Source organism: Myroides sp. TSA_177.3, assembly GCF_052691955.1.
Map to the genome: position 1 here is coordinate 362,714 of NZ_JBQZGD010000001.1, position 19,136 is coordinate 381,849.

17 protein-coding genes are annotated in these 19,136 nt (G+C 32.5%); 16 read left to right on the plus strand and 1 reads right to left on the minus strand.

Going from position 1 to position 19,136, the window contains the following annotated elements; genetic code table 11:
* The 15 genes from ACUTSE_RS01590 to ACUTSE_RS01660 all read left to right on the plus strand — a co-directional run bounded on the left by ACUTSE_RS01590 (position 1) and on the right by ACUTSE_RS01660 (position 16,901).
* Complete coding sequence (locus ACUTSE_RS01590) at positions 1-7,119, plus strand: RHS repeat-associated core domain-containing protein (protein ID WP_445638974.1); 7,119 nt, start codon at positions 1-3, stop codon at positions 7,117-7,119.
* 35 nt (positions 7,120-7,154) lie between these two features.
* The gene (locus ACUTSE_RS01595) at positions 7,155-7,757 is read left to right on the plus strand and encodes a hypothetical protein (protein WP_445638975.1); all 603 of its coding nucleotides are present in this window, start codon (positions 7,155-7,157) and stop codon (positions 7,755-7,757) included.
* A gap of 38 nt (positions 7,758-7,795) precedes the next feature.
* A complete protein-coding gene (locus ACUTSE_RS01600; protein WP_445638976.1) occupies positions 7,796-8,023 on the plus strand; it encodes a hypothetical protein in 228 nt (75 codons plus the stop codon).
* Between the two features lie 4 nt (positions 8,024-8,027).
* On the plus strand, positions 8,028-8,663 hold the full coding sequence (locus ACUTSE_RS01605) for a hypothetical protein (RefSeq protein WP_445638977.1): 636 nt from the start codon (positions 8,028-8,030) through the stop codon (positions 8,661-8,663).
* A gap of 182 nt (positions 8,664-8,845) precedes the next feature.
* Positions 8,846-9,697: a hypothetical protein gene (locus ACUTSE_RS01610; protein WP_445638978.1), complete on the plus strand. Its 852-nt coding sequence runs from the start codon at positions 8,846-8,848 to the stop codon at positions 9,695-9,697.
* A 402-nt stretch (positions 9,698-10,099) separates the two neighbouring features.
* Complete coding sequence (locus tag ACUTSE_RS01615) at positions 10,100-10,585, plus strand: hypothetical protein (RefSeq protein WP_445638979.1); 486 nt, start codon at positions 10,100-10,102, stop codon at positions 10,583-10,585.
* Between the two features lie 25 nt (positions 10,586-10,610).
* Positions 10,611-10,733 (plus strand): hypothetical protein, encoded by a 123-nt coding sequence (locus ACUTSE_RS01620; RefSeq protein ID WP_445638980.1) that lies wholly within the window; start codon positions 10,611-10,613, stop codon positions 10,731-10,733.
* Between the two features lie 354 nt (positions 10,734-11,087).
* Complete coding sequence (locus ACUTSE_RS01625; RefSeq protein ID WP_445638981.1) at positions 11,088-11,744, plus strand: hypothetical protein; 657 nt, start codon at positions 11,088-11,090, stop codon at positions 11,742-11,744.
* Between the two features lie 185 nt (positions 11,745-11,929).
* Positions 11,930-12,277, plus strand: a complete 348-nt coding sequence (locus ACUTSE_RS01630; RefSeq protein WP_445638982.1) for a toxin C-terminal domain-containing protein — start codon at positions 11,930-11,932, stop codon at positions 12,275-12,277.
* The gene (locus ACUTSE_RS01635; protein ID WP_445638983.1) at positions 12,274-12,714 is read left to right on the plus strand and encodes a DUF3885 domain-containing protein; all 441 of its coding nucleotides are present in this window, start codon (positions 12,274-12,276) and stop codon (positions 12,712-12,714) included. Before ACUTSE_RS01630 ends, ACUTSE_RS01635 begins: the two co-directional genes overlap by 4 nt.
* Before the next feature lie 389 nt (positions 12,715-13,103).
* Positions 13,104-13,730 carry a hypothetical protein gene (locus ACUTSE_RS01640; RefSeq protein ID WP_445638984.1) on the plus strand — a complete coding sequence of 209 codons (627 nt, stop codon included), beginning with the start codon at positions 13,104-13,106 and terminating at the stop codon, positions 13,728-13,730.
* Positions 13,718-14,383: a hypothetical protein gene (locus ACUTSE_RS01645; RefSeq protein WP_445638985.1), complete on the plus strand. Its 666-nt coding sequence runs from the start codon at positions 13,718-13,720 to the stop codon at positions 14,381-14,383. The genes ACUTSE_RS01640 and ACUTSE_RS01645 overlap by 13 nt, the downstream gene beginning before the upstream one ends.
* 109 nt (positions 14,384-14,492) lie before the next feature.
* Complete coding sequence (locus ACUTSE_RS01650; RefSeq protein ID WP_445638986.1) at positions 14,493-15,119, plus strand: hypothetical protein; 627 nt, start codon at positions 14,493-14,495, stop codon at positions 15,117-15,119.
* Between the two features lie 355 nt (positions 15,120-15,474).
* On the plus strand, positions 15,475-15,996 hold the full coding sequence (locus ACUTSE_RS01655) for a hypothetical protein (protein ID WP_445638987.1): 522 nt from the start codon (positions 15,475-15,477) through the stop codon (positions 15,994-15,996).
* 278 nt (positions 15,997-16,274) lie between these two features.
* Positions 16,275-16,901 (plus strand): hypothetical protein, encoded by a 627-nt coding sequence (locus ACUTSE_RS01660; protein ID WP_445638988.1) that lies wholly within the window; start codon positions 16,275-16,277, stop codon positions 16,899-16,901.
* Between the two features lie 285 nt (positions 16,902-17,186).
* On the opposite strand, the gene fumC is transcribed toward ACUTSE_RS01660, so the two are convergent.
* The gene (fumC, locus tag ACUTSE_RS01665) at positions 17,187-18,578 is read right to left on the minus strand and encodes a class II fumarate hydratase (RefSeq protein WP_002990250.1); all 1,392 of its coding nucleotides are present in this window, start codon (positions 18,576-18,578) and stop codon (positions 17,187-17,189) included.
* A 143-nt stretch (positions 18,579-18,721) separates the two neighbouring features.
* On the opposite strand from fumC, the gene ACUTSE_RS01670 reads away from it, so the two are divergent.
* Positions 18,722-18,898: a hypothetical protein gene (locus ACUTSE_RS01670; protein ID WP_172462211.1), complete on the plus strand. Its 177-nt coding sequence runs from the start codon at positions 18,722-18,724 to the stop codon at positions 18,896-18,898.
* Positions 18,899-19,136 lie beyond the last annotated feature (238 nt).

Consider the following 19,136-nt stretch of genomic DNA (forward strand, 5'->3'; position numbering starts at 1 on the left):
ATGATGAAGCAGATAAAAAATTATATCGTATGTAGTCTTGTGGTTCTAATGAGCATGTTGACGCACGCACAAACCCAAGAAATAGAACTTGTTTTTGATACTTCGGGGTATAAAACGACAAATTCAAATGGGATAATAGCTGTGCCAAATAAAGGGAATGATACACTTCCTTCTATCAAAGGAGAAGCAAATGTTTCGGCTATGGGAGGGTTAAATTATACCATTCCGATTGATGTTGTTCCAGGAGTAAATAACTTTTCACCTAATCTAGCTTTAGCGTATAATAGTCAGGCAGGAAATGGTATTGCTGGTTATGGCTGGAACATTAGTGGTTTATCGTCCATAGTTATTGGAGGAAAAAGTAAAGAGATTGATGGAATAACAATTGGTGCACAACATGATGGTACTGATCCCTACTATTTAGATGGAGGGCGATTGTTGTCTACGGATGGTATAAACTTTACAACGTTGCTATTTTCAAAAATAAAAATAGTAAAACAAACGGCGGGAGAATATAGTTTCATTATTCAATATCCTAATGGGAAAATTGCCAAATACAAGGAGATACAGGAAGATGTTCACTTAATTAGTGTGATGATTGATTCTTTTGATAATCAGGTAAACTATTTATATGAGATACTAGATAATGTTAGCTATCTTAAAAGCATCACTTATGGAGGAACATCTGAAGAAGCGCCAAAGTATTTTGTGAATTTTAAGTATAGTAATCGCAAAGTAAATCAAGTACTATATTCCAATGGTAAAGCTGCGAATCACAAAAAAGTATTGCAAGAAATTGTAATAGTTATTCCTTCAAATAATTTAACCCCATATAGAACCTATGATTTATCGTATGATTATATTCAAGGAAATACAGTTGAACGTTTAAGAGAAGTAGAAGTTTATAATGAGGAACAACAAAAACTTCCTTCATTAAAATTTAGCTATAATGATAAGGAAGCTTCTGCTATTGTTGAAAAAACAGAAGAAGCGATTCAAGTACATAGCGATAGTAAAAAGTTTGGATCTGTGGTGATTGGCGACTTTAAAGGTACAGGCAATCCTTACCCTGTTTATGAAATTGTTTTACCTGACGACAAAAATGATACCTATGTGAAGTTTTCAGTGTATCCAGAAGAGAATTATAAATTGTGGAGCTCTGACTTATTGGATTTTGCATCCTATAAAAGAAGCCGTGATTTATTTTCAGGTAAGATACTAGTAGATAAGAAAGTATATGATCGGACAGAAAAAGTTATTTCTCCCAATGATATTTTAATTTCAGTAGCTACTGATTATAAAACAAACAAAGATAAGGATTTTTTAACGTTAGATTTCTTTGACTTATCTGAAGGACGAAATAGGTTATTAATGAAAAGTATAAAATTAGATCTACCTTCAAGTCTAAGGCCACATAATGTATCTGGATATAACGGCTTTTATAAGAATCCAGATGATCGATACATTTATATTGGGGATGTAAATAATGATGGGTTAGCCGATTTATTGATTTTTCAAACTGCAGGCATGGGAACAACATCCAAGTACTATTTTTATGAATTAGGTAAAAAAATTAGTACCCTGGCTGATGGACAAAAAATAACCCTTAGTGAAGTAAAAGGAGACTTTTATAGTAATCTCTTTGCTAGAGATTGTCAAGTGTATCCAATTGAATTTGATGGAGATGGTATCCCTGAGTTTTTAACGGTTAGTAAAGAAGGAAGAATGACTTTGCTAAAGTTTAATCCAGAGACATTAGCATTAAAAGAAGTTAGATTTTTGTCTAATAAATTAAGTGATTTTAAGGAAAAGACACCTTTAATTTTTGGAGATTTTAATGGCGATGGGTTGACAGATTTTATGACGCCGGTTAATTTGTATTCGTTAGAAGATTCTAACATAGAAGAAGTGCAGACTAAAATGAATGGCGAGCAACAACTATGGTGGGTGTATACCTCAACAGGAGAGAACTTTAAGAAGGAACAAAAAGATTTTACAACTCAAAAATTGGCTTATATCATTCCTTCTCAACATCATGTGATTCGTAGATATAATACTTGGGATAAGGTTTGGTCAGGAAAAAAGGATAGATACCGTTATACCGAATATGGTTCTTCCAATATCATAGCAATGGATGTTAATGGGGATGGTAAGACAGACTTAGTTTCTTTTAGAAAGTTTGGTAAAATTGAGTATAAAGGAGATAAGATACTTGAATCGGAACTTGATCCTATGTATAGGGTTACTAATTCTAGATCTACTCCTAAAAATGATGCACTTAAGTTTTATATAATAAAGTCAAAAGCAGATGGAGGATTTGAATTAAATGAAAGTATAAGTCTTGTTGATTTATATGGTGATAAAATTTCACCGTTGTCCTTTCTCTATAGTAAAACAGATTACAATGCATTAAATGCCTATAAAAGTAGTTTGGTTATTTATGATCCGCTAATCCAAAATAAAACAGAATATACCATTACGTTAGATGATTTTGTTGAAAGTCAGTTAAAGAAAATAGACAATGGATCAGGTGTGGTACAAGAAATTGAATATAGCCCAATGACAGAAAATTTTTCTACTCGAGGCTATTATGATAGAGGGGATGAATATCAACCATTCAATAAAAATAGTTATTATTATAATGATATAAAATTGCCCTATCCGTATTATGTCCACAAGACAAATGGATCACATTATTTAGTAAGTAAGGTACATAATGTATTTGATAATAAAGTGTTAACTAAAGAATATCAATATTATAATGCTATTCAACATTTAGAAGGAAAAGGCTTTTTAGGATTTCAAAAAACGAAAACGAGTGAAGTTTATGAGGGGATATTAAATAAATCTAACAGTAGAAATTTAAGAATAAGTAGTTCCTCTGAGATTAGTGATACTTCTTCAAGAAACAATGATTTATCTAATACAGGAGGTAGTTTGTCAAGAGATAATAGCTCTGGTACTTCAGATGGACGTAAAGATGCTGGAAAAGGAATTCTATGGAATACGTATACTTATGATTATAAAATGGATAATGCTCTTCAGAGTGAGCAATTTGGAAGCTTTGATGAAACCAAAAATCTACGTTTTACAGAGTATTGGAATGAAAGAAAAGTAAAACCCAATAAAAGTTATAGTATTTTAAAAACGGGAGAACAAATTCAAGATGAATTAACTGGGTTTATTACTCATAAAGTGTATTATTACAATGATAATTGGCTTTTAGAACGAGTTTTACATCTTGGTGGGGAAAATAATAATCAAAAAGAAGAGAAATTTACGTATCTACCTGAATTTACACAGAATGGACATTTTTTCTACGGAAAAATAGGAAAATCACAAGTCATTTCAAAACGCGAGGGACATACGTTTTCAACGCGAGAGGAGTATACCTATAACCAAAATGGCGCTGTTGAAACACTAAAGAAATATGGAAATGGAACGAACCCTATAACGACAAGTTATACCTATTATCCATTTGGTGGAGTCAAAGAAGAAAAATTGACCTATGTGAAAGGTTCTTATTGGGCAGATGATTTAGTAATTGCAGAACCTGGAATTAATTTAGGTGGAAGCACAGTCGTAGAAGGACCTAAAACAGTTGCAGAAGAACCAATTGGAACGTATCAACCTGGCACCATTCGACCAGAACGCCCTATTTTAGGTGAGGAGAAAGAAGAGCTAATTTCGAAATATGAATATGATGCTTCGAATCGTTTTGTGGTAAAAACAACTGCTCCTGATGGATTAATTACTACGGCAACAGTGGATGCTTATGGTAAGATGTTGACCCAAACAGATGCTTTAGGACGTACAACCACCTTTAAGTACGACAGCTGGGGGAATGCCCATACAGTTACCAATTATTTAGGAAAAAGCGTTAAAACTAAAAAAACAAAGAGTAAAGTAGAAGGGGCACGATATGATGTAACCGTAATAGGAGATGATGGCAGTCAATCCATTACGTCGTATGATTTGTTGGATAGACCCATACAAACGAAAACGAAGTCAATCAGTAAAATAGCAAGAGTTTTGGAGCCTGGTGGTCCCGTTATAGAAAAACCAAGAGACTTAGTTGTACAAGAGTCTTCTTCATCAAATACGACTATTATTGGAGAATTTATTCCGAAAGATTTAAATTATTGGGTGGTTACGCGTCAAGTCTATGATATTTATGGTAATGTCATTCAAAGTAGCCAACCTTTCTTGGAAGGGGAGACACCAAAATGGAATTATACTACCTACGACCATTTACATCGACCGATTAAACACGTGGATTTCAATGGAAAAATTACCACGACTTGTTACGAAAAAAACAAGGTCTTGGTAGAAGATGGACATAAAAAATCAGCCAAATGGATTGATGATCAAGGATTGGTGATTAAATCACAAGATCAAGGAGGAACGATTCTATATAAGTATTATGCCAATGGAAGTTTGAAAGAAGCGGATTATGAGGGAATAAAAACACAAATCAGTATTGATGGATGGGGAAATAAAACCAAATTAGTAGATCCTTCAGCGGGGACGTATTTATATCGTTATGACAATATCAGTCGATTGATTAAAACGACTAATCCAAAAGGAGGAGTTACTACCTATACCTACAATAAGTTTGGGCAAATGACGGCAGAAAAGACAACAAGTGCTGCAGAAAATACCCAGATTGATATTGCGTATACTTATGACGAACGCAGTAAATTGCCTTTATCAATTAGTGGAACTTACAATGGACAAAGTTTTACCTATTCCACCGTGTATGATGCACAGTATCGCATCAAAGAGAAAAAAGAGGATACGCCTGCCTTTACGTATAGTACCGTATTTACCTACGATGCTTTTGAAAGAGTTGCAAAAACAAAGGCAGAGACAAGGATAAAAAGCTCGGGAATATCCAGTGAAACGGTGGTCCAAAATGCCTATAGTAATGGGGTCCTGTATAAGCAATCGGATGAGGATAACAAAATGATTTGGCAACTCAGTAGTTTGACTAGTTTTGGAGGAACCAAGCAAATCAATTTTGGAAATGGGTATAAACAAGTGAATACTTACAATGACCAAAGTCAATTCTTAGTAAACATCAAGCACAGCAAGGATAATAATAGTGTTGTGGATTTGGATTATAGCTATGATGTATTGAGAGGTACTTTGTCCACGCGTACAAATAAGATATTTACTAAATCAGAGCAATTTGCTTATGACAATTTAGACCGTTTACTAACGGAAACAGTGAATGGCGTAATAGCAGATCAATATACCTACGACAAAAGAGGGAGAACGACATCAAATTTAGAAGTAGGGACATACAGCTATAAGAATACAGATTATCAGTTACAAAACATTGGATTAAATGCCAAAGGAGCTCAAAAAGCGGCGTCTAGAGGGTTTGCAACCGTACAGTATAATGCATTTAAATCGCCCAATGAAATCTATTTAGAAGGAAAAGGAAGAATCAATTATGATTTTTCTATTCTAAAAAACAGATATGTCGCTTATTTTGGCAGCACAGAGACAAAAGAAAATCAGCCGATTAAGAAGTATTATTCAGCCGATAAATCTTTAGAGATTGTCTTAGAAGGTAATAAAACGAAAATCATTACCTATGTAACAGGAGATGCGTATAGTGCAAACTATATGAAGATAGAAGAGTATAAAGGTAATGTCAGACAAAGCAGTAAGAATTACTATTTACATCGCGATAATCAACAATCGATTGTAGCGATTACAGATAGCGAAGGAAACAATATTGAACAGCGCTATTTTGATGCTTGGGGGAATTTAAGAGCGGCTAAAGTTGCAGGAGTAGATCAAACAATAACGGCTATGGGCTGGGCACCGAGTCTGTTGATTGATCGGGGGTATACAGGCCATGAGCACCTCTATACGGTGGGCTTGATTCACATGAATGGTAGAATTTACGATCCACTATTGAGACGTTTCATGTCTCCTGATAATTATATTCAGGAAGTATACAATACTCAAAACTACAATCGCTATGGTTATGTGCTGAATAATCCGTTACTTTATACGGATCCTAGTGGAGAGTCTTTCTTAGCAATAGGTATTGCGATTGTTAGTGCCGTTATTATTAATGGGATTTCCAATTCCTCTAAGAATATTCCTTTCTTTTATGGATCGGGTAAGGCAGGAACGATTGCAGGTATCACGGCTGTGATTTCTATGGGAATTGGTTCTGCTGTTGGAACAATTGGCAATCAGCTTGTTCGTACTACTGTACAAGCAGGAGCCCATGGTATTGTTGGAGGAGCAGTAAGTGAAATCGAGGGCGGAAAATTTATTTCTGGTTTTGCAGCAGGAGTAGCAAGTTCCTTAATTAGTAGTGGTGTTGAAGCATTAGGGCCAGATGGAACAGGGATGCTGAATTCTAGTCAAACTCAAGCAGTTATGATAGCTGGTGGAGGATTATCTGGTGGTATTTCTTCTACCATTGCCGGTGGTGATTTTTGGCAAGGCATGCGACAAGGATTGATTACTAGTGGATTGAATCATGCAATGCATATGGGGTCTGATCAAGAAGGAAATAAAACAAAAGAGAAACCAGCTAGTAATACGACATTAAGTGAAATTGTCATTCCACTTAGTACAGTGACTATGGATGCAGTAGTAACCTTATCAGCTTCCTCTGTTTTTGTACTAGCTATCGTAGGTTCTTTAGTAAAAGGAGATAGTGATCCAGGGATTAGCATGCCAATGTATAGAGCCATGAGTTATGAAGAATACAATACAACTGGAGGTAGATTATTGGATTTAAAAAAGAAAGGTGAAGGACCACATGTTGCGATAGATCCTGCTTATTCTTTGTCATTAGGTAATAGATTAAATAAAAATGCCTTAAGGGACGGAAGAATTAGGCCCTATGATATAATTGTTGAGTACCAGATTTATATTGATGCATACACAGGATTTTTTGCAAGTCCTTATAAATATACAGCAGATGGTGGTATTACACCAGGAGGCCCTGTTTTTGCAGGTGCAAGATTAGCAGGTTTAAATTATGTCAAATATGAGGGGGGATTTACTAATCTTGGTTTTCCTGGAACTTCAGTACATCTTTTTAATAGTAAAATTAGAAAACATAAAATTTGGCATAGATTCTAAAAAATATGAATGATATAAAAAATAAATTACAACTTATGAGTGGGAGAACTAATCCTAAAAGTGCTTTTCAAGATTTGATTATTTCCCCAAATGGACCTCAAAAATATAGTATCCTCCACAAGGAATTATGTAAGTTTTTTATCACATTATACGATAAGGAAATTGATAAATTAGATTGGTTAAAAAGAGAACTGAGTCAATTAGAGAATCTTTCTATAAAAGTATTTCTCAATGAGGATGATGAATTCAATGAATTATATAATAAGTCACGTTTCAAGTTTGATGCGATTCCAGTATATTTTCAATACAAAAAATATAACGATTATTTTGATTTGTCGTTATTTATTAAAACGATGTTTAATAGAGGTGATGATGCGCTCAGAATTGCATTAGTTCATTTTATGTGTCGTTCTAGTGCTGTATTTACTGCGTTAAAAAAGAACCAAGATACACTGGATTTAATTTTATTAGTTGTTGAATATTTTTACAAATTAGATATGGGTGATGGTGATTTTATAATTGAAGTAAATGATTATGTAAGTTCTGAATGTACTCCAAGAGAAATTGAATGGATGAAGAAAGCTTCACCTGTTTATTTTACTAGTTTCTATAATAGACAATGTTTCATAGAAGATTAATATTTTGGTGTATTTGTGAAAATGTCCACAATACATGAATGATAAAAAGCAGTAGAAAACAATCTTCTACTGCTTTTTTTGCATCTCCATATCAGTTTATGGCAGGAAGTGGATTGGGAGGTCCTATATTTTCAGCAGCTAGAAGTGCTGGATTAAACTATATCAAATATGAAGCTGGAGTGACTAATCTTGGTTTTCCTGGTAACTCAGTTATACTTTTTAATAGTAGTATCAGAAAAAAGCGCATTGTGCATAAATTTAATTAAAAGTATGAATGAAATAAAAGAATTACTTATTTTGATGAGTGGTCGAGGAGATAATAAAAGTGAATTTACCAAATTGTTAATCTCAAAGAATGGATCACAAAAATATAATTTATTGTATACAAGATTATGTGTTTTGTTAACATTGATGTATGATAAGGAAAGTGATAAATTAAACTGGTTAAAAAAGGAGTTTAATCAAATGGTAGATATCACCTCAATTGTTTTTGCTGAAGAAGATGAAGAATTTAATAGTTTATATGCTCAATCAGGTTTTAAGTTTGATGCTATACCTTATTATTTTGAAGAAAAAGAGTACAAAGACTGTTTTGATTTAGCTTTATTTATAATTAATCTTTTTCATGAAACAGATACTATACAGGGAAAGGCTAGAATAATTAATTTTATGTGTTGTTCCAGTGCCGTATTTACAGCGTTAAAAAAGAACCAAGACACCCTTAATTTACTTGTGTTAATAGCGGAGTCTTTTTATAAATTTGATGTAGCCAATGGAACTTTTATACATAATGTAAATGATTACATTACGTTTGAATGTACACCAGAAGAAATTGAATGGATGAAGAAAGCTTCACCCGTTTATTTTGGTAGTTTTTATGATGAAAAACGCTCCATTGACGATTAAATCGCGGTAGAAGTAGAAGAATAAAACAAAGAGAAAAAAGCAGTAACATACTATTTGTTACTGCTTTTTTTAGTTAGTAGGTAGTAGATACCTTTGTTTATTTCGTATATCATTAAAAACAAAACCTTGATTATTGATTGATCCGTATTTTGCTGTAACTTAGCAATCAACCCCAAGGAGCTATGATTGCTGGTGGAGGTTTATCTGGTGGTATTTCTTCTGGAGGTGCATTTGATGTTTTTGGATTAAAAGAAGTTTTTTGGAATTTTTTCTCAGGTAATGATAATGTGCCTTATAATTTTAAAATTGGTGTAGCAGCTTTTAAAGGAGGAGGAAAAACAGATTTTAATGTTCCTAAAGGTTTTAAAGAAACAAAGCAATTTGGATATCAACATGGACAAAAAGTCTATCAGGATAAAGGAAAGTATTTTTCATATGATGTTGGAAGTGGAAATGGTTTAGGTTCTCATAATGGAGGGGTTTGGAAAGTATTCGAAACGAGTGGAAATAAATTAAGGCGTATAGGTACAGCAGATGAAAATTTTAAAATTTTAAAAAATAGAATGAAGTACAGTTATCACAGTTTTCTTGAGATTTATTATAATCGAAAAAAATATGAATTAGAGGATAAATTTATTTGGAGCAGATATTATCTAGATGATTATTCTTTTGATAGAAGAGTAGGTTTTGTAACTGAGTTTGTCAAAGATGATTTGAAAGGAGAGTTTTTGTTAGAGATAAAATTTTGGGAAAATACTCAAATGATATTAAATTTTTTAAAAGGAATAAAAGAGGAGAGTTATATTATAGAAGAATATAAAGGAGGAGAAGCTCCTGGTATACTTATTATTCAAGATTGTAATCTAAATAATGTATTTTTTACTCAATTAATGCAGTTTCATTATAATTTTGAATTAGCAGAGTCTCCTAGTTTAAATATTAAGTTATTACTTTTTATTGATACAATATTTTATTTAAAGGTGTATGATTTTTATGATGACAGAGGTTTTCTTGTTAATTTCTATTTCAAATAGAATAGCAAGAATCTAAATTAAATAAAGAGAAAGAGTTTCTAAGGGATATAGAACAAAGATAAAAAGCAGTAACATACTATTTGTTACTGCTTTTTTTAGTTAATTGGTAGTAGATATCATTGTTTATGTTCATGTACTATTAAAAACAAATTCTTTATAATTCAATCGTATTTTGCTGTAAATTAGCAATCAGCCCTAAGCAATATTGATCGTGGGTGGTGGTTTATCTAACAGTATTTCTCCTACCATTGCTGAAGGTGACTTTTGGTAAGGCATGTACCAGTTTATATTATATAAAAATTGAAGCTTGAGTGACTAATCTCGGTTTTCTTGGTAACTCGGTTATACTTTTTAATAGTAGTATCAGAAAACAGCGCATTGCGCATAAATTTAATTAAAAGTATGAATGAAATAAAAGAATTACTTATTTTGATTAGTGGTCGAGGAGATAATAAAAGTGAATTTACCAAATTATTAATTTCAAAGAATGGATCACAAAAATATAATTTATTGTATACAAGATTATGTGTTTTGTTAACATTGATGTATGATAAGGAAAGTGATAAATTAAACTGGTTAAAAAAGGAGTTTAATCAAATGGTAGATATCACCTCAATTGTTTTTGCTGAAGAAGATGAAGAATTTAATAGTTTATATGCTCAATCAGGTTTTAAGTTTGATGCTATACCTTATTATTTTGAAGAAAAACAATACAAAGACTGTTTTGATTTAGCTTTATTTATAATTAATCTTTTTCATGAAACAGATACTATGCTGGGAAAGGCTAGAATAATTAATTTTATGTGTTGTTCTAGTGCCGTATTTACAGCGTTAAAAAAGAACCAAGACACCCTCAATTTACTTGTATTAGTTACGGAGTCCTTTTAAATTAGATATAGCTGATGGAACTTTTATGCATAATGTAAATGATTACATTACGTTTGAATGTACACCAGAAGAAATTGAATGGATGAAGAAAGCTTCCCCCGTTTATTTCGGTAGTTTTTATGATGAAAAACGCTCCATTGACGATTAAATCGCAATAGAAGTAGAAGAATAAAACAAAGAGAAAAAGTAGTAACATACTATTTGTTACTGCTTTTTTTCGTTAGTAGGTAGTAGATACCTTTGTTTATTTCGTATATCATTAAAAACAAAACCTTGATTATTGATTGATCCGTATTTTGCTGTAAATTAGCAATCAACCCTAAGCAATATTGATCGCGGGTGGTGGTTTATCTAGCGGTATTTCTTCTACCATTGCCGGTGGTGACTTTTGGTAAGGCATGTACCAGTTTATATTATATCAAATATGAGACTGGAGTGACTAATCTCGGTTTTCTTGGTAACTCGGTTATACTTTTTAATAGTAGTATCAGAAAACAGCGCATTGCGCATAAATTTAATTAAAGGTATGAATGAAATAAAAGAATTATTGCGTTTGATGAGTGGTCGAGTAGATAATAAAAGTGCTTTTCAAGATTTGATTATTTCCCCAAATGGACCTCAAAAATATAGTATCCTCCACAAGGAATTATGTGAGTTTTTTATCACATTATACGATAAGGAAATTGATAAATTAGATTGGTTAAAAAGAGAACTGAGTCAATTAGAGCATCTTGCTATAAAAGTATTTCTCAATGAGGATGATGAATTTAATGAATTATATAATAAGTCACGTTTCAAGTTTGATGCTATACCTTATTATTTTGAAAAAAAAGAGTACAAAGACTGTTTTGATTTGTCGTTATTTATTAAAACGATGTTTAATAGAGGTGATGATGCGCTCAGAATTGCATTAGTTCATTTTATGTGTCGTTCTACTGCTGTATTTACTGCGTTAAAAAAGAACCAAGATACGCTGGATTTAATTTTATTAGTTGTTGAATATTTTTACAAATTAGATATGGGTGATGGTGATTTTATAATTGAAGTAAATGATTATGTAAGTTCTGAATGTACACCAGAAGAAATTGAATGGATGAAGAAAGCTTCACCCGTTTATTTTGGTAGTTTTTATGATGAAAAACGTTCCATTGACGATTAAATCGCGGTAGAAGTAGAAGAATAAAACAAAGAAAAAAAGCAGTAACATATTAGTTGTTACTGCTTTTTTAGCAAATAGATCAATAAGTAAATGACATTACTTATTCTCATGCACCAGTAACAAAAACAAATCCTTTATTATTCAACCGTATTTTACTGTAACTTAGCAATCAATCCCAAGGAGCTATGATTGCTGGTGGTATTTCTTCTGGAGGCGCATTTGATGTTTTTGGGCTTAAAGAAGCCTTTTGGAATTTTTTATCAGGTAATGATAATGTGCCTTATAATTTTAAACTTGGAGCAGCAGATTTTAAAGGAGGAGGAAAAACAGATTTTAATGTTCCTAAAGGGTTTAAATTAACTAAGGAGTTTGGTAAATCGCATGGGCAGGCTGTTTATAAAAAAGGACAATACTATTATTCAAGAGATATTGATTCTCATAATGGAGGAGTTTGGAAGGTTTTTGAAGCGAAAGGTAAACACTTACATAGCATTGGAGCAGCAGATGAAAATTTAAAAAATTTTAAAGGATGATTTTAAAGGAATATGATAATAAAATAATTAAAACCTTTGGAGTGAAATCGTATTTAACACTTCATAATTTAGCTAATGTAGAACGAATAAGTTTTAAAAGTAATGATATTGAAGAGATTTTAAATGAAGCATTAAAGTTAGTGAACAATCTTTTTGGCGAAAATGAAATTTTGGCACGAATTACTTTTTGGGATAAGAATTATAAATGTCTATTCCCTTTAAATCGTATTCTACTTGATGAAAAAGAAGACTGTCTGATTGGTCTATATAGATTTCAGATTTCAGATTTCAAATTTCAAGAATTAATTAGATCTCATTTGAATTACGAAAAAGGGTTAGATCCTTATTTAAATATCACAGTGTATTTTTTTAATTTGGATTTAAAGATTATTTTAAATATTTATGACGATAGAGGAGCAGATTACTTAAAAATATAACTATAGGAGCAAAAATACTTCTTCAAGAAATATTGAAAAATAAGTATAGGCTATGGCAACTTCAAGAGGAGAATGTGGACAGGTATTGTGAGTCAATGGATTTACAATCATGACGAAAGAATCACAAGGTATAGCAAAAGGATTGACAGATTTTGTATTAGACCTATTCAATGATAGTTGCTGATAAAAAGAATAGTTTTCAACCAGATAAGGAAGTAAATTTCTCAAGGAATATAGTATAAGAATAAAAGCAGTAACCCGCTATGCGTTACTGCTTTTTTAGTTAATTGATAGTAGATATTATTGTTTATCTTCATGTACTATTAAAAACAAATCCTTTATTATTCAACCGTATTTTGCTGTAACTTAGTACTCAAACCCAAGCAACTATGATTGCTGGTGGTGGTTTATCTGGTGGTATTTCTTCTACCATTGCAGACGGTGATTTTTGGCAAGGTATGCAACAAGGATTGATTACTAGTGGTTTGAATCATGCAATGCATATGGTTGTAGAAGGTGATAAAATAAAACATGCTTTAGAAGATGCCGCTTTGGATCCTTTTACTGATTTTACAAAAATACCTTCAGAAGAATGGACTAAAGAATTTGCTGAAAAAGTTTTTCCAGGTTTATCTAAATCATCTGGAAATCCTAATTATTCAATAAAAGGGCAATTGGAAGATGATAAGGGAAGACCAGTCAATGGAAAATCACATTATACTTACTATGAAAAAAATGGTAACTTTACTATTACCTCTAAAAATGCAATTTCATTATCCAAAAATATTTTTTTATCTTATTACACCCTTGCAAGTACTATTGGACATGAATTAGTTTATATGACCCATTATTTTTCTGGGGACTACCAAACATGGGCAAATAAGTATGGTCGTGAGGGAGCAAGAGTAATTAGTGAAATCTTTGCATATGATTTAAATAAAGGAGGATTTCTTTATAATGCACAAGAACATACAAAATATATAAACATGGCAAAAGAGAATAAATGGAGCTATTAATAAATAACAGGATAAAAAAAGTGACACAACTCGTTTTCCTTTTTTTATTTCTTCCGTTTGGATATGGACAAATTGGAGTAAGAGTAGAGATCTTAAATTCAGAAGTAATAGATGGAGATATACTTGAAATAAGAATTAGTAATCAAACAGATCAATCAATTTTTCTTCCATGGGATGTGTCCATACTCTCTTATGAAGTATTAATAGTAGATTTTGAGCGAACATCTGTCTTCGTTCCTAAAATAGTATTAAGAAACTTAAATACAGAAGAACAAATTCCCTTTGTAGGAGAAGGAACTTCAATGCAAGGAGGAAATTTTAATAAGTTTGATACCTGGAAGAAAATAGTAGCAAATAAAAAGGAAGAAGATTTTATTCTGCTCAAGAAAGGAGAAGAAAAGGAAATATCAATCCCATTTAAGTTATTATGGTCTGAAGATGCGGATAACTTTTATAAGTATAAGGTTAGTGAACCTGTCTATAATTTGAGTTTAAGTTATCAATTAAATACAGAAGGGATGAATAAGTTTATAGATAAAAAGGTTTTAAAACAGCTCAGTAAAAAAGGATATGTTCCTTATTTTGAAGAAATCCAATCCAATCAAGTACTTGTACATATCAAGGAAGAAAGTTTTGTCTGTTTATTTAACTAGTTTCTATAATAGACAATGTTTTATAGAAGATTAATATTTTGGTGTTTTTGTGAAAATGCTCACAAGGCAAGAATGATAAAAATTACATAGAACAAGCAAAACTAAACGAATGGGAAAGATAATTTTATTTATGTGTTTGTTTTCGTTTGCTTTTGGAGTAAGCCAAGACAAGAAAACAAAAGTATATTTTGAGATTGAACAAAAAGAAGTACGTGATAGTACGTGGTTGCGTATAAAGTTAGTGAATAATTCTCAGGAGAATATTTGGATCGCGTTGGATACAGTTACTAGCAATCAGACAAAGAATTTTCTTTGTACAAATTCATTTTATAAAGGTTTAGAGATGAAAGAGACTCTAACAAGTCATTTAAAAGGAGAATCGAGTTATGCGACGATGTTAGTCTCTGCTCAAAATTTCGATTGTTTTGATGGTAGAGAAAGTAAAATAACAAGTAAGAAGAACTTAATTTTAGTGAAAAAAGGAAATGAAATTGTTTTTCCTTATTTCTTTACTTTAAAAAAAATGCAAAAAGAGAATCCTGTTTACTATAGAGAGCATACAGTAGAGGATATTGTAAGAAAAGAAGGACATGTTACTTTAGAATTGATATATTCAATGAGTAGTTTATGGCTTGATCAGTATGTTGACAAAGAACTTCTTCAAGAATTGTCAAAGGAGGATTATGTTCCTTTTGTAAATAATATAAAATCCAACAGTATTAAATTTGTTTATTGATAGCAATATCTAAAAGCTTCTTTGGTTGTAGTTACAATCTACGAAACAAAAAATAATAGTTATAAAAAAAGCAGTAGAAAACAATATTTGGAGGTCCTGTTTTTGCTGATGCTAGACAAGTCGGTTTAAATTATATAAAAATTGAAGCAGGAGTTAGAAATCCTGGGTTTCCAGGTAGCTCTACAAAACTTTTTAATCGAAGTATACGTACACATAGAATTAAGCATACTTTTAAGTGAAAAATGAAGAAATAAAAGAACTATTGATGTTAATCACTCGTTTAGAGAATGATTCTACATTTGCTAAAAACCTGCTTATGTCTCCTAATGGAGTTCAAAAAAACAGAATGCTTTATATGAAACTATCAAGTTTATTAAGTAATTTATATGATAAAGAACAAGATAAATCAGATTGGTTAAAACGAGAGTTTAGACAATTGCAGAACAATAATTTAGATATATTTCAAAATGAAGATAGAGAATTCAATAGGTTATATGCAGAATCATATTTTAAATATAATTCCATTCCTTATTATTTTGAACGCAAAAAATACAAGGACTATCTTGACATAGCTTCGTTCATGATCAACCTTTTTCATGAAACAGATCCTATAATTGACCAAGCGCGTATCATTAATTTGATGTGTTGTTCTACCGCTATGTTTACAGCGTTAAAAAAGAACCAAGACACCCTCAATTTACTTGTATTAGTAGCGGAGTCCTTTTATAAATTAGATATAGCTGATGGAACTTTTATGCATAATGTAAATTGTTACCTTACGTTTGAATGTACGCCAGAAGAAATTGAATGGATGAAGAAAGCTTCACCTGTTTATTTCGGTAGTTTTTATGATGAAAAACGTTCCATTGACGATTAAATCGCAATAGAAGTAGAAGAATATAACAAAGAGAAAAAGCAGTAGCGTATGGTATGTTACTGCTTTTTTAAGCTAGTAGGTAGTACATATCATTGTTTATCTCGTAGCCCATTTAAAATAAGTTCTTGATTATTGATTGATTCGTATTTTACTGTAAATTAGCAATGAATCCCAAGCAACGTTGATTGTATGAGAGCTTGAGGCATATCATTCTACTGGTGAACGACCGCGATTAATAGTACATATTAAGGTTTTATAAATGAAGCAAAATTAAACGGATGGGAAAGATAATTTTACTTATTAGTTTGTTTTCACTTACAATAGGATTAAGTCAAAATAAGAAATCGAACGTATATTTTGAGATTGAACAAAAAGAAGTACGCGATAGTACGTGGTTACAAATAAAGTTGGTGAATAATTCTCAGGAGAATATTTGGATTGCGTTGGATACGATATTAGAAAATCAAACTAAGTTACAGTTCTGTAAAACTGAATTATGCAAAGGCATTAAAATACGAGAAAATTTAAAAAGTCAGGAAGAAGATCCCCCAATTTATACTATAGTATCTACATCAGCCCATGATTCCGAATACTACAGTCAAATAAATGAAAGTATACAAGACAAAGATAGAATTGTTTTAATTCCGAAAAATAAGACGCTGATAGTACCCTATTTTTTTACACTAAAAAAAGTACAAGAACCAGATAATCATAGTTTTATTGAGTATGATATAAGTGAGGCAAAAAATAGAAAAAGTAACATTACTTTTAGTATCAGTTATAGTATGCCTAAAAAATGGATGGATAAATATGTGTGGAAAGAGCTTTTACTTGAACTGAAAAACAAAAAATATAGCCCTTATAATGAAGTAATTCAGTCAAATAGGGTGAAGTTAATCTATTGATAGAAAATATAAACTTGTGATATAAAAAACATAAAAGCAAGTTGATGTAATCATAATGAAAAAGCAGTAGAGAACTATTCCCTACTGCTTTTTAAGTTTAAGAAGTTATGGATTACAGCCACTGATTATATCATCGCCTCACCATCTATCTCACCTAGTTTATATTTGTTTTGGTGTTCGATGAATCTACACTTCGTTCCGATTTTCACTTCGTTTCGATTTTCACTTCGTTTCGATTTCACCATCTCACCATCACCATCACCTCACCTCATCATCATCTTACCCTTAATTCCCAATCATCTTCTTCGGATCTACCCAAAGATCAAAATCTTCTGGTGTTACATAGCCCAGACGAACAGCCTCTTCTTTTAAGGTTGTACCATTGGCGTGAGCGGTTTGTGCAATTTCAGCTGCTTTATAGTAACCAATTTTTGTGTTTAGAGCTGTAACTAACATTAAAGAGTTATCTACGAGTTCCTGAATGCGTTTGTGGTTAGGTTCAATTCCTTGTGCACAATGTTCATCAAAAGAAACACAAGCATCACCTAATAATTTAGCTGATTGAATAAAGTTAGCTGCCATCACCGGTTTAAATACATTCAATTCATATTGTCCTTGTGTACCGCTGAATGAAATCGTTACATCATTCCCCAATACCTGAGCAGCTACCATCGTTAATGCTTCACATTGCGTTGGATTTACTTTACCAGGCATAATAGAAGACCCAGGTTCATTGGCTGGAATGATAATCTCTCCGATTCCAGAACGTGGTCCAGAAGCTAGCATGCGAATATCATTGGCTATTTTATAGAGCGATACCGCTAATTGTTTCAGTGCACCATGCGTTTCTACAATCGCGTCATGAGCCGCTAAAGCCTCAAATTTATTTGGAGCCGTAACAAAAGGTAGCTTTGTAAAATCCGCAATGTGTTTAGCCACTACGACATCGTAGTTAACAGGTGTATTTAATCCCGTTCCTACAGCCGTTCCACCCAGAGCCAATTCCGCTAGGTGAGGAAGTGTGTGTTGTAAAGCCTTTAAGCCGTGTTCCAATTGAGCAACATAACCAGAGATTTCTTGCCCTAACGTTAAAGGTGTCGCATCCATTAAATGCGTACGTCCAATTTTTACCACGTCTTTGTATGCTTTTGCCTTAGCAGCTAAGGTGTTTTTTAGTTGAGTAACCCCAGGAATCGTCGATTCAATTACTGCTTTATACGCTGCAATATGCATAGCCGTAGGGTAGGTGTCATTAGAAGATTGTGATTTGTTGACATCGTCATTGGCTTTCAATACCGGTTCTCCTTCTCCAATACCAAATCCAGCTAAAACCTGTGCGCGATTGGCAACCACTTCATTGACATTCATATTGGATTGTGTACCCGATCCCGTTTGCCAAATAACCAAAGGAAACTGATCATCTAATTTTCCGGCAATAATCTCATCACATACCTGAGCAATGGCATCTCTTTTCTCTTGACTCAATACCTGTAAATCAAAATTAGCATAAGCCGCTGCCTTTTTTAAATAAGCAAAAGCTTCGATAATTTCGTGAGGCATGGATGCCTCTGGGCCAATCTTAAAGTTGTTTCTTGAACGTTCCGTTTGGGCACCCCAATATTTGTCTTTTGGTACTTGTACTTCCCCAAGGGTGTCTTTTTCTATTCTATAGTCCATGATGTGATTTGTATTTAAAATTACCTTAAAGGTACTGAATTATTTAGTTTGATTCTAAAGAAGGTATAAAATAAAATAAGAGGTATTGCTAAATCGAGAAAAGGGTGTATATTTGGGACGTATACAAAAAAATCCGGAATAAAATGTTTGAATTTCAACAGTATTTAGGTTTCATCGTTGCCATGACCGTTATTACAATGGCGTTTTGGCTTTTGATATTCTTAATTGGTTTCGCTTGCTACTGGGCAACTGGAGGCGCAATGGAGTTATTAAAAGAGAAGAAAGCTAAAAAACAGCAGTTAGAAGAAAGTCAAATGTAGAATTTGATTTTACGAAATAAAAGAGGTCATGCGATGCATGGCCTCTTTTTTTTATGAGGAAAGAGGAATGGGTTATGAGGTATGGGTTATGAGGAATGGGTTATGAGGTATGAGGTATGGTTATGAGGTATGGGTTATGAGGCTCAACAAACCTCACAAAGAGCAAACCTCACAAAGGGCAAACCTCACAAAGAACAAACCTCACAAAGAGCAAACCTCACAAAGAACAAACCTCACA

Bases quoted from the DNA above. Each gene is read 5' to 3' on its own strand.
- ACUTSE_RS01630 (WP_445638982.1), top strand. From the start codon at position 11,930: ATGATTGCTGGTGGTATTTCTTCTGGAGGCGCATTTGATGTTTTTGGG.
- ACUTSE_RS01610 (WP_445638978.1), top strand. From the start codon at position 8,846: ATGATTGCTGGTGGAGGTTTATCTGGTGGTATTTCTTCTGGAGGTGCA.
- ACUTSE_RS01650 (WP_445638986.1), top strand. From the start codon at position 14,493: ATGGGAAAGATAATTTTATTTATGTGTTTGTTTTCGTTTGCTTTTGGA.
- ACUTSE_RS01600 (WP_445638976.1), top strand. From the start codon at position 7,796: ATGATAAAAAGCAGTAGAAAACAATCTTCTACTGCTTTTTTTGCATCT.
- ACUTSE_RS01655 (WP_445638987.1), top strand. From the start codon at position 15,475: ATGAAACTATCAAGTTTATTAAGTAATTTATATGATAAAGAACAAGAT.
- fumC (WP_002990250.1), bottom strand. From the start codon at position 18,578: ATGGACTATAGAATAGAAAAAGACACCCTTGGGGAAGTACAAGTACCA.
- ACUTSE_RS01670 (WP_172462211.1), top strand. From the start codon at position 18,722: ATGTTTGAATTTCAACAGTATTTAGGTTTCATCGTTGCCATGACCGTT.
- ACUTSE_RS01635 (WP_445638983.1), top strand. From the start codon at position 12,274: ATGATTTTAAAGGAATATGATAATAAAATAATTAAAACCTTTGGAGTG.
- ACUTSE_RS01645 (WP_445638985.1), top strand. From the start codon at position 13,718: ATGGAGCTATTAATAAATAACAGGATAAAAAAAGTGACACAACTCGTT.
- ACUTSE_RS01660 (WP_445638988.1), top strand. From the start codon at position 16,275: ATGGGAAAGATAATTTTACTTATTAGTTTGTTTTCACTTACAATAGGA.
- ACUTSE_RS01605 (WP_445638977.1), top strand. From the start codon at position 8,028: ATGAATGAAATAAAAGAATTACTTATTTTGATGAGTGGTCGAGGAGAT.
- ACUTSE_RS01640 (WP_445638984.1), top strand. From the start codon at position 13,104: ATGATTGCTGGTGGTGGTTTATCTGGTGGTATTTCTTCTACCATTGCA.
- ACUTSE_RS01615 (WP_445638979.1), top strand. From the start codon at position 10,100: ATGAATGAAATAAAAGAATTACTTATTTTGATTAGTGGTCGAGGAGAT.
- ACUTSE_RS01620 (WP_445638980.1), top strand. From the start codon at position 10,611: ATGCATAATGTAAATGATTACATTACGTTTGAATGTACACCAGAAGAA.
- ACUTSE_RS01595 (WP_445638975.1), top strand. From the start codon at position 7,155: ATGAGTGGGAGAACTAATCCTAAAAGTGCTTTTCAAGATTTGATTATT.
- ACUTSE_RS01590 (WP_445638974.1), top strand. From the start codon at position 1: ATGATGAAGCAGATAAAAAATTATATCGTATGTAGTCTTGTGGTTCTA.